Annotated in this window: 10 protein-coding genes and 2 tRNA genes; 7 read left to right on the top strand and 5 right to left on the bottom strand. The window is 75.1% G+C overall.

Features of this window, described 5'->3' with window-relative positions; genetic code table 11:
* On the bottom strand, positions 1–3,404 hold a 3,404-nt coding region (locus IE330_RS34820), incomplete at its 3' end, for a PAS domain-containing protein (protein ID WP_190140183.1).
* Positions 3,405–3,871: 467 nt separating this feature from the next.
* Positions 3,872–4,453: an SSI family serine proteinase inhibitor gene (locus IE330_RS34815; RefSeq protein WP_229926139.1), complete on the bottom strand. Its 582-nt coding sequence runs from the start codon at positions 4,451–4,453 to the stop codon at positions 3,872–3,874.
* 217 nt (positions 4,454–4,670) lie between these two features.
* On the opposite strand from IE330_RS34815, the gene IE330_RS34810 reads away from it, so the two are divergent.
* A tRNA-Ser gene (locus IE330_RS34810) sits at positions 4,671–4,761 on the top strand.
* A 253-nt stretch (positions 4,762–5,014) separates the two neighbouring features.
* Positions 5,015–5,087, top strand: a tRNA-Arg gene (locus IE330_RS34805).
* A gap of 359 nt (positions 5,088–5,446) precedes the next feature.
* Here IE330_RS34805 and IE330_RS34800 read toward each other — a convergent pair.
* The gene (locus tag IE330_RS34800; RefSeq protein ID WP_190140182.1) at positions 5,447–5,806 is read right to left on the bottom strand and encodes a hypothetical protein; all 360 of its coding nucleotides are present in this window, start codon (positions 5,804–5,806) and stop codon (positions 5,447–5,449) included.
* Between the two features lie 198 nt (positions 5,807–6,004).
* Between IE330_RS34800 and IE330_RS34795 the strand changes: the two genes are divergently transcribed.
* The 5 genes from IE330_RS34795 to IE330_RS34775 all read left to right on the top strand — a co-directional run bounded on the left by IE330_RS34795 (position 6,005) and on the right by IE330_RS34775 (position 11,228).
* The gene (locus tag IE330_RS34795) at positions 6,005–6,913 is read left to right on the top strand and encodes a DUF2797 domain-containing protein (protein ID WP_190140181.1); all 909 of its coding nucleotides are present in this window, start codon (positions 6,005–6,007) and stop codon (positions 6,911–6,913) included.
* 199 nt (positions 6,914–7,112) lie between these two features.
* Entirely contained in the window at positions 7,113–7,472 is a 360-nt protein-coding gene (locus IE330_RS34790; RefSeq protein ID WP_190140180.1) for an antibiotic biosynthesis monooxygenase family protein, read from the top strand.
* A 401-nt stretch (positions 7,473–7,873) separates the two neighbouring features.
* On the top strand, positions 7,874–8,623 hold the full coding sequence (locus tag IE330_RS34785) for a response regulator transcription factor (RefSeq protein WP_190140179.1): 750 nt from the start codon (positions 7,874–7,876) through the stop codon (positions 8,621–8,623).
* 153 nt (positions 8,624–8,776) lie between these two features.
* Positions 8,777–10,366, top strand: a complete 1,590-nt coding sequence (locus IE330_RS34780) for an MFS transporter (protein WP_190140178.1) — start codon at positions 8,777–8,779, stop codon at positions 10,364–10,366.
* Between the two features lie 82 nt (positions 10,367–10,448).
* Positions 10,449–11,228: a TetR/AcrR family transcriptional regulator gene (locus tag IE330_RS34775; protein WP_190140177.1), complete on the top strand. Its 780-nt coding sequence runs from the start codon at positions 10,449–10,451 to the stop codon at positions 11,226–11,228.
* 180 nt (positions 11,229–11,408) lie between these two features.
* On the opposite strand, the gene IE330_RS34770 is transcribed toward IE330_RS34775, so the two are convergent.
* Both IE330_RS34770 and IE330_RS34765 read right to left on the bottom strand, forming a co-directional pair.
* Positions 11,409–12,227: a YceI family protein gene (locus tag IE330_RS34770; protein ID WP_190140176.1), complete on the bottom strand. Its 819-nt coding sequence runs from the start codon at positions 12,225–12,227 to the stop codon at positions 11,409–11,411.
* Between the two features lie 218 nt (positions 12,228–12,445).
* On the bottom strand, positions 12,446–13,267 hold an 822-nt coding region (locus tag IE330_RS34765; RefSeq protein ID WP_190140175.1), incomplete at its 5' end, for an MSCRAMM family protein.

Below are 13,267 nucleotides of genomic sequence, written 5' to 3'. Positions count from 1 at the left end.
GGCGGGGCCTGCCGGGCGCGCCGCCGCCCACTGGCCGCCTGGGGCTGCGCCTGCGCGGGCAGGCCCATGGCCTGCGCGGGGTGCGGCTGCGGCGGGGTGTGGTCGTTCGTGGGGTCGTGCGCCGCCAGGGCGTGCTGACCGGTGTCGTCCTGCTGTACGGGGATGCCCCCGGGCGCGGTGACGGGCATGCCGCCCGGCGCCGCGGCGTGCGCGCCGCCCTGCGCGGGCACCTCGGTCCGGACCCCGGCCCGCAGCCCGGCCTGCACTCCGGCGGGAACACTCACCGAGGCCCCGACCTGCGCGGGCCCTGCCTGTACGGGTCCTGCTTGTACGGGTCCTGCCTGCGCGGGCATCGGCTGCGCGGCCCCGCCCTGGGGTGCACCGGCCTGGGGGGCGCCGCCCTGGCCGGCGTTGCCCCGCGGCACGGTTCCCTGCGCCGCACCGAGCTGCGGGGACCCGCCCTGAGCACCGTGCGTGGCGCCCTGCGGCATCCGGCCAGGCAGCGCACCAGCACCAGGCGTTGCACCGGGCGTCCCACTGGGCATCCCACCCGGCGTCCCACCCGTCCCAGCAGGCATCGCACCAGGCATCCCCCCAGGGACCCCGCCCGGCACACCGGCTCCGGGCGCGGCGCCGACGGGCGTGCCGCCGCCCTGCGCGGGCCCGGCCTGCGCGGGCCCGGCCTGCGGGGCGACCCCGCGACCCTGCGCGGCCCTCGTCTGCTGAGTCTGCTGTGCCTGTTGTGCCTGCTGAGCCCTCACCGGCTGCGCCCCAACCGGCTGCCCACCGGCACCCGGCGCCCCGGGGACACGCGCACCCGGTGCCCCGGGGACATGCGCACCCGGCACGGCACCGCCCCGCCCGACACCGCCCTGCCCCGCCGCGCCCTGCGCGTCGTCGACCGGTGTGCCGCCGACCTGCTCCGCGCCGCCCTGCGCCTCGCTGCCCGCCTCCCGGTCCGCCTCGGCCGGGGGCAGCGCGAAGACACGGCTGTTGGACGCCTCCTCCGCCGCGGCCCGCTCCCGGGCGGCGGCCAGGGCGCGCCGGGCCCGGCGGCCACCGGGGCGCGGCGCCTCGGCGCCCTCCCCGTGCCCGGCCACGGGCCCACCGCTCACCTCCGGCGCGGCACCCGTCCCCGACGGCAGCGCGGCCAGCGCCTGCGGCTCACCCACCCGCCGGGCACGCCGCCCCGAAGGCACCGGCTCACCCTGGGACGGCATTCCCGGGGACGGCACCCCCTGGGGAGGCACGGTTTCGCCGAGCGCGGCCGACCCGGCGGCGTGCTCGGCCGCGGTCATCACGGCACCCTCGGCAGGGCTCGGCCGGCCCCGGCGCCGACCGGTGCCCCCCGACGTACCGCCGGACGTACCGGTGGCCGCGTCCGCCAAGGGGGCCGGTTCGGCCTCCACGGGGCCGTGCGCCACGGCACGGCGCCTGCGCCGGCCGGTGCCGCCGGGGCCGGACTCCGTGCCCGTACCGGCGGAACCGCCCGTACCGGCAGTCCTAGGGGCACCGGCCGCGGTCTCCTGAGCGGGGCTCGGGACGCCCGTGCCCTCCGTGTCGTCGGCTTCCGCCGCACCGGGAACGCCGCTGTCCAGGAAGGAGTCCACCGAGGAGCGCCGGGCCCGCCGCCGTCCGCCCCCGGGGGCCGACGCCTGCTCGGGCACCAGGCCACCGGCCGCCGGACCCGGGGTCTCCGTGGAGGCCTCAGCGGTTGTCGCCGGTCCCCCGGAGCCCTCGCCGATCGGCACCTCAAGGACGTACGCGCTGCCGTTCGTGCCCGGCACCTCGTGCGTCTGGAGCACGCCGCCGTGCGCGCGCACGATGCCGCGGACGACGGGGCCGTGGACCGGGTCCCCGCCGTCGTACGGTCCGCGTACCTCGATGCGGACGACCTCGCCGCGCTGGGCGGCCGCCACGACCACGGTCGAGTCGACGTACCCGGACGCGGCTTCGGGGCGCGACGCCACGGCGTCCGCGCGCGTGTTGCCGGTGGCGTCGATGCCGGCCACGTCGGCGATCAGGTGCGCGAGCGCCGTCGCGAGCCGGCGGGCGTCCACGTGGACCTCGATCGGCGGCGCGTGCACGGCGAACTGGATGCGCCCGGGCCCGATCAGCTCGACGGCCCCGTCGACGCCCGCCGCGACGACGGCGTCCAGCGGCGCGGCCGCGCGCGACAGCGCCTCCTCGCCCGCCTCCAGGCGCTGGAAGCCCAGGACGTCGTCCACGAGGGTCGTCATGCGCGCGTACCCGGCGGACAGGTGGTGCAGGACCTGGTTGGCCTCCGGCCAGAGCTGGCCGGCGTCGTCGGCGGCGAGCGCGGCGAGTTCGCGCCGCAGCTCGTCCAGCGGGCCGCGCAGGGACCGGTCGAGGACGGCGACGAGCTGCCGGTGCCGGGCGGCGAGGGCGTCGTACCGCTCCTGCTCGCGCTCGGCGAGCTCCTCGTGCCGGTCCTTCTCGCGCTCCGCGAGCGCCGCGTAGCGCTCCTGCTCGGCCGCGAGTTCCTCCTCGCGGCGCTCGGCGGCCTCCCGCAGCTCCTCGGCGTGCCGGGCGACGGCCGCCTCGTACTTCTCGGCCAGCGCGTCGTACGGCCGCCGGTCCGTGAACGTCATGACCGCGCCGACGAGCTGGTCGCCGTCGCGCACCGGAGCCGTCGTCAGGTCGACCGCGACCTTCTCGCCGCTCTTGGTCCACAGCACCTGGTTGCGTACGCGGTGCTTGCGCCCGGAGCGCAGCGTGTCCGCGAGCGGGGACTCCTCGTACGGGAACGGCTCGCCGTCGGCGCGCGAGTGCAGGACCAGGGGGTGCAGCTCCTGCCCGCCGAGGTCGCTCGCCCGGAAGCCCAGTATCTGCGCGGCGGCCGGATTGACGAGCACGACCCGGCCGTCGGTGTCCGTGCCCACGACGCCTTCCGCGGCGGCCCGCAGGATCATCTCGGTCTGCCGCTGCGAACGCGCCAGCTCGGCCTCGGTGTTCAGCGCGCCGGACAGGTCGCGTACGACGATCATCAGCATCTCGTCGCCGCTGTAACTGCTGTACCCGCCGTGGCCGTAGCGCTCGTCGTAGGCGTGCCGGCTGTCCTCCAGGTTCGAGCTGGTGACCTCGACGGGGAACTCGGTGCCGTCCGTCCTGCGGGCGATCATCCGCTTCGGCTTGGTCCGTCCGCGTTCGTCCGTCGTGTCCGGTCGGCGCATGGAGCCGGGGATGAGCCGGGAGTCGAACTCCGGCAGCAGATCGAGCAGTCCGCGCCCCACGAGCGCGGTGCCGGGCGCCTCGAAGGCCTCGAGCGCGATGGCGTTGGCGTTGATGACGGTCCCGTTGGCGTTGACGAGCACCAGCGCGTCCGGGAGCGCGTCGAGTATGGCTGCGAGGCGAGCAGCGCCTCGGGATGGCCTGCTGCTCACGACGACGCTTCCTCCCTGGTTACCGCATCTTGCCGACCGCCGAGGCCATCTTGCCCCGCGGCCCGCGGCATGTCACGGGACGGAAGTCTACGGGGAGCGGTTGCGGGCGCGACGCCGGATGAGCCGGATGTGCGGTCATGAGAGGGAGACCGCACGCAGAAGCTGTGCGTACGCCGAGGCCCTCCCGGTCGCGTGACCACCCGACGGCGCGCCAGCCCGGAACTCGGCCCAGGAGTTGGCCGGTCCCCCCTCCGGTCCCCCTCCCGGGACGCCGACCGGGGCCCCTGCCGAAGCCCTTCACAGAAACGGCACAGCACGCGCCGCGACGGGCCGCCACGCGCGCGTGGATGCCGACGGCGGGTGGCCCGGCCCGGCAGAGCGCCGGGGCGGGCCCCCACGCGCGCGTGGGGGCGCGGCCGGACCGGGGCGTGCCGGTCGGCAGCGCGGCCCGCGGCCACGGTGCCCCGTCACGCGCGGGTGGACGGCAGCACCGGGACGAGGTTGTTCCACCGCCCGACCTCGCACCCGTCGGTGCGCCGGAACGAGGCGTCGACGGGCCGCCCCTTCCAGGTACCCGTCACCCGGGCCGTCTGCGGGCCGCCGTACACCTGGGTGCACATGGCGCCGTGCGGCACCGGCTTGAAGGGGTCGATCCCCTCACCCGCGAGCTGCTCCAGCCGCTCGCAGGCGGCCCCTGCCGACGGATGACTGCCCCCCGCCGGCCGGCACTCCAGCTTGTACGTCGTGGCCGCCCCGCCGCCCCCTTCGGAGAAGGTGACCGTCAGCCGGTCCCGGCCGACCGCGTGGTCCCGTACGTCGCCCGGGGCGGGCAGGTGGTCCAGGAGGGGCAGGTGGTCCCGGGCGGCCCGGTCGACGGGCGCTCCGGGGGAGACGGTGTGTGCCGCGGCGGCGGGCGGGGCGGCAAGGGCGAGGACGGACGCGGCGAGGGAGGCGGCAGCGAGGAGCTTGGCGGCGGTGTGGGGCGGGGTGGTGGCGCGGGACGGGGTGGCGGCGGTGCGGAAGGGGCGGCGCTCGATGACGGGTTTCACGGGGTCTCCCTTGGGGTGCGCGGTTTCTGCTCGCGCCGGCCGGAAGGGCAGGCGCCTACCGCCCCCTCTAACGCCCCCGAAAGCGCGACGTTGCGGCCCGCCCAGCGCTTTGCCCTCCAGGGCGCCCGGCTAGTACCGTGGAGGCCGCGATTGGTGACGTGACCCCTGGCTGTGTCATCATCTGCACGCGCACCCACGCTCGCGTGGGTGTCAGGTTGGAGGCGTCGCCTAGTCCGGTCTATGGCGCCGCACTGCTAATGCGGTTTGGGCCTTAAAGCCCATCGAGGGTTCAAATCCCTCCGCCTCCGCACTTGATCACCGAAGCCCCGGTCCACTGGACCGGGGCTTCGGTGTTTCCGTCACACGCCCCGCCGCGCACCACGCCCGACGCCTGGCTCCACGTCCGCCCCCAGGCCCACCTGCTCCGGCCCCGAGCGTGTTTCCGCAGGTCACAAGGGGTGTGGCCAATGGATTTCACATGGCGGCGGCAGTCATGTAATGTTCTTCCTGTCGCCGCGAGCGGGCCGAAAGGACCGGGAAGCGAAGACAAAAACAAAACAAGCACTCGTAGCTTAACGGATAGAGCATCTGACTACGGATCAGAAGGTTGCAGGTTCGAATCCTGCCGAGTGCACAGCAGATCAGAGGTCCCGGAGAGATCCGGGGCCTCTGGCGTTTCCGGGGCGTACAGCAGCGAAGTACAGCAACGCCGGTGATCGCCGAGACCGATGGACTCAGGCACTGCCCCGGACAGCGGCGGAGAGCTGGTCGAGCGCCGAGACTGTCCGGTGCCGGGTGGCGACTGGGCTTTTTCTCGCCTCCACGTGGAGCTTGAGCCACTCCAGTGTCCAGCAGCCGTTCGAGTTGATCCCGCTCCACGCCCCCCCCGATCGGGAACCTGCCGTATGGCCACGAGGTGCGACGACCCCGGTGGCCGTCCGCGTCCACCGGCCCCGAACTGTGGGTTCGGGGCCGGTGGCGTAGCGGGGTCGGCTACTTGGCGGGGATGACGCAGGCGTTGGGGACGTAGCCCTTGGTGCCGCGGTAGGTGATGTAGCCCCAGCCGTTCCAGTTCTTGCCGCCGCACTTGGTGTAGCGGCCGCCGGTGAGGCCCTTGTGCCAGCAGCCCGTGGTGTTCTTGTACATCAGGCGCAGGGCCGTCGCGTTGTCGCGCGGGCTCTTGCGGATCTTGATGTTCTCCCTGGCCTTGATGAGCTCACCGCCGCACCCCGCCGCCGCGGCCTTGACCGTCGTGGCCCCGGTCGGCGCGGTCACGGCCGCCGAGGCCGTCGGTGCCGTCGTGAGCAGGGACAGGGCGGCCACGGCCGCGGGCGCGAACAGGCGCTTCTTCATGGACTTCTCCGTTTGGTGCTTCCCCGTGGGGCCGCCGGGCGTGCCCGGCGGCCCTCCTTCGCGCCATGTGTACCTGACAAGATCGACGATCTCCAACCGGATGCGGGGGCGGTCCGCACGCGCCCCCTTGGCCTGCTGGTCCGCTGGTCGGGGCCCGTCGCGGGGGCGTTGTCAGTGGTGTGCGTCATGCTCGGTTGCATGACGTGGTGGTGCACGGGGGTGCGGTGGCAGGCGGAGGGCAGGCCTGCCCTCGGCTGGTACGGGCCCGGGCGGGGGCAGCGCGAGAGCGTGGTGGCGTACGGCAGCGCGCTGGCCTTCCGGGCGCGGGGGGAGCGCCGGTGCCTCGGGGTGTGGCGCGGCGGGCGGTGGACGCCGTGCCCGGCGGGTGCGACGGTGGCGGGGCGGGCCACGCGGGGCCAGTGCGAGGAGTGCGCGCGCGTCGACCGGGCGCACTCGGTCGCGGCGGACACCTTCGCCGACGACCCGCGGCCGTACCACGTGTACGTGGCATGGTTCGGCCCCGGTTTGGTGAAGGTGGGCATCACCGGGGTCGCGCGGGGCGGCGCGCGGCTCCTTGAGCAGGGCGCGGTGGCGTACTGCCGGCTGGGGCGCGGCCCGCTCATGGCGGCGCGCCGTACCGAGGAGCTGCTGCGCGTCGCGCTCGGCGTGCCGGACCGGATCCCGTATGCCCGCAAGCGGGCCCTGCGGGCACGGCTGCCGGAGAGGGCCGAGCGGGCGCGGGAGCTGGCGGAGCTGCACCGCCGCGCGAGCGGGCTCGGCGGGTGGCCCGACTCGCTGGAGCGGCTGCCGTGCGACGTCGTGGACCACGCCGAGGTGTTCGGCCTCGGCGACGGTGGGGTGGACGTGGCGGGGGTGGTGGGTGAGCTCGTGGACGGTGGCGTGGTGGCCGGCACGCTGGTCGCTGCCGCCGGGCCGGACCTGCACCTGGCGGTGCGGGGCGGGGGCTCGGTGGTGCTCGATGGGCGGGTGTTGAGCGGGTGGCGGCTGGAGGCCTTGGACGGGGGTGAGGGCGAGGGTTCGGGTTCGGGTTCGGGGGTGACTGTTCCGGTGCGGGCCATACCCGCTGTGCAGGGTGGGTTGTTCTGACTCCGGTCTGGGGCTGGGGTCGGGGCTGGTGTGCCTGTTTGCCTGTGGGCCTGTCGTGATCGGCGGTGGTTGGCCTGGTGGGGGCAGCGGGTCGGGTTCGGTCTGTTCGCTGACCGGAAGGTCAAAAGTGGCTGCCCGTTCGGCAAGGAGTGGCGGCTGAGCTGGACAGGCGGCCGGGCCGCCCGTGACGGTGGGTGCCATGACTGATCACATGACGACAGGGCCCGTCGGTCCCTTCGAACCGCCTTACTGCTCCGTGGTGTTCACGTCCCTCCGCACCTCGGTGGACGACGGTTACGAGGAGACCTCGCGGCGTATGGAGGAGCTGGTGGCGACGGCCCCCGGCTTCCTCGGGGCGGACTCGGCCCGGACACCGGGCGGACTGGGGATCACCGTGGCGTACTTCCGGGACGCGGAGGCGGTGAAGGCGTGGCGCGACGCCCCGGAGCACCGGGAGGCGCGCAGACGGGGGCGGGTGGAGTGGTACGAGGAGTACGCGGTGCACGTGGGGACGGTGGAGCGGAGCTATCGCGGTGAGCGGTGTGGGGGAGATGAGTGAGCAGGGGGCGACGGTGGTGGGGCGTGAGAACGGGGCGCGGCTGTTCGGGGTGGTGTGAGGGGGCGCCCCGGGCCCTCGCGCTCCCGGGCCCTCGCGTCCCCGGGCCTTCGCGCCCCCGGCCCCTCGCGCTCCCGGGCCTTCGCGCCCCCGGCCCCTCGCGCCCCCGGCCCCTCGCAGGGCGCCCCAGACCCGCCCCTTTCCCGTAACCAAGGAGCTCCGCCCCCTGGACCCCCGGCCCCATCGGCGCTCCGCGCCTCGTCCTCAAACGCCGGACGGGCTGGAACATCCAGCGGCCAAGACCCCCGCAAGGCCCCCCGCGCAAGGCCCAGGGGCCAGGCTTCTCAGGGAATTCACAGGCACCCCCAAGCCCCCTCTCACGACCCGCGCGCACGCTGAGGGGCATGACCACGACCTCGCCCCAGGGGCGTACCGAACTGCTCAGGCCGGACGGGAGTCCCGTCCGCGTGCTCGTCGTGGACGACGAGGTGTCGCTCACCGAGCTGCTGTCCATGGCGCTGCGCTACGAGGGCTGGGAGATCCGCAGCGCCGGCAGCGGCGCGGAGGCCGTGCGGGCCGCGCGGAGCTTCCGGCCGGACGTCGTCGTGCTCGACATGATGCTGCCCGACATGGACGGTCTTTCCGTGCTCGGCCGGCTGCGGCGGGAGCTGCCGGGGGTGCCGGTGCTGTTCCTCACGGCCAAGGACGCCGCCGAGGACCGCGTCGCCGGGCTCACGGCGGGCGGCGACGACCAGGTGACCAAGCCGTTCGGCCTGGAGGACGTCGTCGCGCGGCTGCGCGGGCTGATCCGCCGGACCGGGGCGGTGCCCGGCCGGCGCTCCGACTCCGTGCTCACCGTCGGCGACCTCACCCTCGACGAGGACAGCCGCGAAGTGACCCGCGGCGGGGAGTCCATCCACCTGACCGCCACCGAGTTCGAACTGCTGCGGTACCTGATGCGCAACCCGCGGCGCGTGCTCAGCAAGGCACAGATCCTCGACCGGGTGTGGAGCTACGACTTCGGCGGCCAGGCCAACGTCGTCGAGCTGTACATCTCGTATCTGCGCCGGAAGATCGACGCCGGGCGGGAGCCGATGATCCACACCCGGCGCGGCGCCGGGTACCTGATCAAACCCGCCACCGCGGCGGCGTGATCCCGGGCGGGTCACGCACACCCGTCACTGTGCAAAGGGGGCCGCCCGCTCCCTCCATAGGCCCCGCCCGGCCCGCTCTTGTACGGCGTATGGCACCTCCTCTACGGTGTACGACGACCTCGTCCCGTACACCGTAGAAGCGAAGGAGCCCGTATGACGGCGACCACCGCCGGGCCTCCCGGGCCTCCCGGGCCGGCCGCCGCACCGCGCGACCGGCATCCGCGGCGCTGGCTGATCCTCGGCGTCATCTGCCTGGCCCAGCTCACCGTGCTGCTCGACAACACCGTCCTGAGCGTCGCCATCCCCTCGCTGACCAGGGAACTCGACGCCTCGTCGGCCGACATCCAGTGGATGGTCAACGCGTACTCGCTCGTCCAGTCCGGCCTGCTGCTCACCGCGGGCAGCGCAGCCGACCGCTACGGCCGCAAGAAGATGCTCACCGCGGGCCTCGTGCTGTTCGGGGCCGGCTCCCTCGCCGCGGGCCTGGCGCAGACGTCCGGGCAGCTCATCGCGGCCCGGGCCGGGATGGGCGTGGGCGGCGCGCTGCTGATGACCACCACGCTCGCGGTCGTGGTGCAGATCTTCGACGACGACGAGCGGGTGAAGGCGATCGGCCTGTGGGCGACCGTCAACTCCCTCGGGTTCGCGGCCGGGCCGCTGATCGGGGGCGTCATGCTGAACCACTTCTGGTGGGGCGCGATCTTCCTGGTCAACATCCCCGTGGCGCTGCTCGGCGTCGCGGCCGTGGTCAAGCTGGTCCCCGAGTCCAAGAACCCCCGGGGCGACCGCCCCGACCTGCCCGGCGCGCTGCTCTCCACGGTCGGCATGGGCTCGGTCGTGTACGCGATCATCTCCGGCCCCCCGCACGGCTGGACGTCACCGCAGGTCCTGGTGGCGGCGGGCGTCGGCGTGGCCGTCCTCGCGGCGTTCGCGCTGTGGGAGCTGCGGGTCCCGTACCCGATGCTGGACATGCACTTCTTCCGCGACCAGAAGTTCGTCGGCGCGGTGACCGGCGCGATCCTCGTCGCCTTCGGGATGGGCGGCTCGCTCTACCTGCTCACCCAGCACCTCCAGTTCGTCCTCGGCTACGAGCCGCTGGAGGCCGGGCTGCGCACCGCGCCGCTCGCGGTCAGCGTGGTCGTGCTCAACACGGCGGGCATCGGCGCGCGCGTGCACGCCCGGCTGGGCAGCCCGGTCACGATCCTGGTCGGCATGACCATGCTGGCGGGCGGGCTCGCGGTGATCGCGACGCTCGGCGGCCACGACTACGCGGGCATGCTCGTGGGGCTCGTCGTCATGGGCGCGGGCATCGCGTTCGCCATGCCCGCGATGGCCAACGCCATCATGAGCGCCATACCGCCGCAGAAGGCCGGGGTGGGCGCGGGCGTCAACGGCACGCTCGCCGAATTCGGCAACGGCCTCGGCGTCGCGGTGCTCGGCGCCGTCCTCAGCTCCCGCTTCTCGGCGCTCGTCGCGGTCTCCGCCGCGTCCTTCCCCGCGGCGCTCGCGGCGGCGGACTCGGCGGCCGAGCGGCAGCGGATCGCCGACGCGTTCTCCTCGGGCCTGGAGACGAGCCAGTTGGTGGGCGCGGGCGCGGTGTTCCTCGGCGGCGCCCTCGCGGCGGCGTTGTTGTGGCGGGCCGAGCGGGCAGACTCAGGGCGACAGCACACGCCGGGCCCCGGGCCACACGCCCCGGACCCGGGGCAGCACGCCTCCGGCCCCGCGGGCCGGCCGTCCGCATAGCATCGGGGGCGGGTGCGCCGGAGTGCTCCGGCGGACCCGCCCGGGCCCGCCGGGAAGAGGATCCGTACCAGGAAGGTCCGCCATGGTGAAGGCAGCCGACCGCGCGAGTCGACCGGCGCGCGCGAGTGTCTGGCTGGACGGCAAGGCGCGGCGCGGTGCCGCCCGCAAGGGCGACCAGCCGTCCGGGCTCGACCGGGACCGCATCACCGGGGCGACGGTCCGGCTGCTCGACGCGGAGGGGCTCGCCAGGTTCTCCATGCGCAGGCTCGCCGCCGAGCTGGAGGTCACGGCGATGTCCGTGTACTGGTACGTGGACACCAAGGACGACCTGCTGGAGCTCGCCCTGGACGCGGTGGGCGCCGAGGTGCGGCTGCCCGACACCGGCTCCGACCCGGCCGCGTGGCGCGAGCACCTGCGCGCCCTGGCCGCGGAGTACCGGGCGCTGCTGATCCGCCACCCGTGGGTGTCGCCGCTGGTGGGCCGGTTCCTGAACATCGGGCCGAACTGGCGGCGGTACTCCTTCGCCGTGCAGCAGGCGGTGCGCAACACCGGCCTCCCGCCCCGGGAGCGCAACGGCGCGATCGCCGCGGTGTTCCAGTTCGTGTACGGGTACGGGTACGGCACCATGCAGGGCCACTTCAGCGCGCGGTCCGCGGAGGCCGGGATGACGACGGAGGAGTACTTCCGCGAGGCGCTCGGCACGGTCGAGCAGGGGCTCCCGCACGACGAGACGATCCGCGGCGCCCGGGAGCTGATGGACTCCCGCGGCGAGGAATCCGTCGCCGAGATGTGGGACCGGGACTTCGAGGCCGCGCTCGACCTGCTGATCGCGGGCATCGAGAGCCTGCTCGCCCGCCGCTGAGGCCACGGGCGGGCCGCACCCGGGAGCCCGTACGCCACGCGCGCGAGCCCGCGGCCGTACCCGGGAGCCGTACCCCACGCGCGCGAGCCCGTGGATTCGGCCCCCCCCGGGAGCCCGTACGACAGAAGGGGCCCGGCACGCTCGCTCGTGCCGGGCCCCTCTCTCGTAGGCATGGGGCGCCTACGCCCCGGGCAGCACCTCGCCGCGCACCGCCTGGATGTCCAGCTCCACCTTCAGCGTGGTGCCGATCGCGGCGATCCCGGCGCGCAGGACCTGGTTGTAGTTCATGGCGAAGTCCTCGCGCCGCAGCTCGGCGGTGGCGCGGAAGGCGGCACGCGTGCCGCCCCAGGGGTCGGCGCCGGTGCCGAGGTAGGTCAGGTCGAGGTCCACGGGCCGGACGACGCCGCGCATCGCGAGCTCGCCGCGCACGGTCCACCGGTCGGTCCCCGCGGGCTCCAGGCCCGTCGAGCGGTAGGTGATCTCCGGGTGGGCGGTCACGTCCAGGAAGTCGGGGCCGCGCAGGTGGTCGTCGCGCATGCCGTTGCCGGTGTCGATGGAGTCGGCCCGGATGACCGCCTCCACGCCGGACTTCGCCACGTCCTCGGAGACCTCGATCCGGCCCGAGAAGGCGGTGAACCGCCCGTGCACGCTGGAGATCCCCAGGTGCTGGGCGACCGCGCCCACGGAGGAGTGGGCGGGGTCGATCGTCCACGGCCCGGGGGGCGGCAGCTCGTTGCCGCCCGCCCGCGCGAGCACCACGGTGCCGACCTCGGCCCGCCCACTGGCGGTGACCAGGGCGGTGGCGGCGGCGGGCGCGTACCCGACGGCGGTCACGATGACGGTGTACGGGCCCGCGGCCAGGGCGGTGGTGTCGCGCACCACGCCCTCCGCGTCCGCCTCCGCGCGCAGCACCTGCGCCCCCGTCATGTCGGTGACGGTCACGACGGCGTGCGGTACGGCCCAGCCGTCCCGTGTCGAAATCCGCGCGCTGATCCCCATAAGCCTTCTCCCCTTGTGCGCCCGGGCGGGCGCCGCTCCCGCGGGACCGTGCCCGTCGCGGAGTCTGCTGATCGTTGGTCGAGGTGGGCCGTGACCCACGCGTTCGGCCCCCGGCGGCGGCGAACCGGCCGTCCCCTGCCGTACACGTCGCCGCCGTACCGGGGGCCTGGCCCGCCCCGGGCCGCGTCCGCTCGTACGCGGCCGGGGGCGGGGTCCGGTCACTCGCCCGGGTGGGCGAGTTCGATCTCGTGGCCGTCCACGCCCTCGCCGGTGACGGCGAGCGTGGTGGCCACGGGCGGGTACCCGGCGGCGATGACGGTGTAGTCGCCGCCGTCCAGGTCGGTGAAGGCGTACGCCCCGTCCGGCCCGGTGGTCGCGGTGGCGACGACGTTGCCCGCCGCGTCCACCAGGGTGACCCGCGCGTCGGCCAGCGGCCCGCCGGCGGCCCGCACCGTGCCGAGCACCCGGGCGCCGGCCCGCAGCTCGACCTCGACGCGGGTGACGCCCACGGCGCCGACCTCGACGGGCAGCGCCGCCGGCCGGTGCCCGGCCGCGTTGACGGCGATGGTCACGGTGCCGGGGACCAGCTCGCCGAAGGTGAACTCGCCCTGCTCGCCGGAGGCCCCGGTGGCGAGGACGTCCCCGCGCACGTCGGTCACGACGACCATGGCGCCGGACAGCGGCTGTTTGCCCTCGGCGCTGCGCACGACGCCGCTCAGCCCGCTGGTGCCGCTGAGGAGCACGTCGTAGGAGAGCGGCTCCTCGCCGACCACCACGGTCGAGGCCTGCGGCTGGAACCCGTCGGCGGAGGCGATCAGGACGTACGACCCGGCGCCCGGGGCGTCCACGGCGTACGAGCCGTCGGCGCGGGCGACCGAGCGCCCGACCTGCCGGCCGCCGAGGGAGATCAGCGTGACCGCGGACCCGGGCACGGGCGCGCTCTCGGCGCCGCGCACGAAGCCGCGTACCGGAATCCCGCCGGCCGCGGGCGGCTCGCCCCCGGCGGAGGCCTGGACGGCCGCCGGCTGCGGGGCGGCGGC

The sequence above is a fragment of the Streptomyces longispororuber genome, from assembly GCF_014656095.1.
GTDB lineage: Bacteria > Actinomycetota > Actinomycetes > Streptomycetales > Streptomycetaceae > Streptomyces > Streptomyces longispororuber.
Note: the sequence above shows the minus strand (reverse complement) of the source record. Positions and strands in the feature narration are given on the sequence as shown.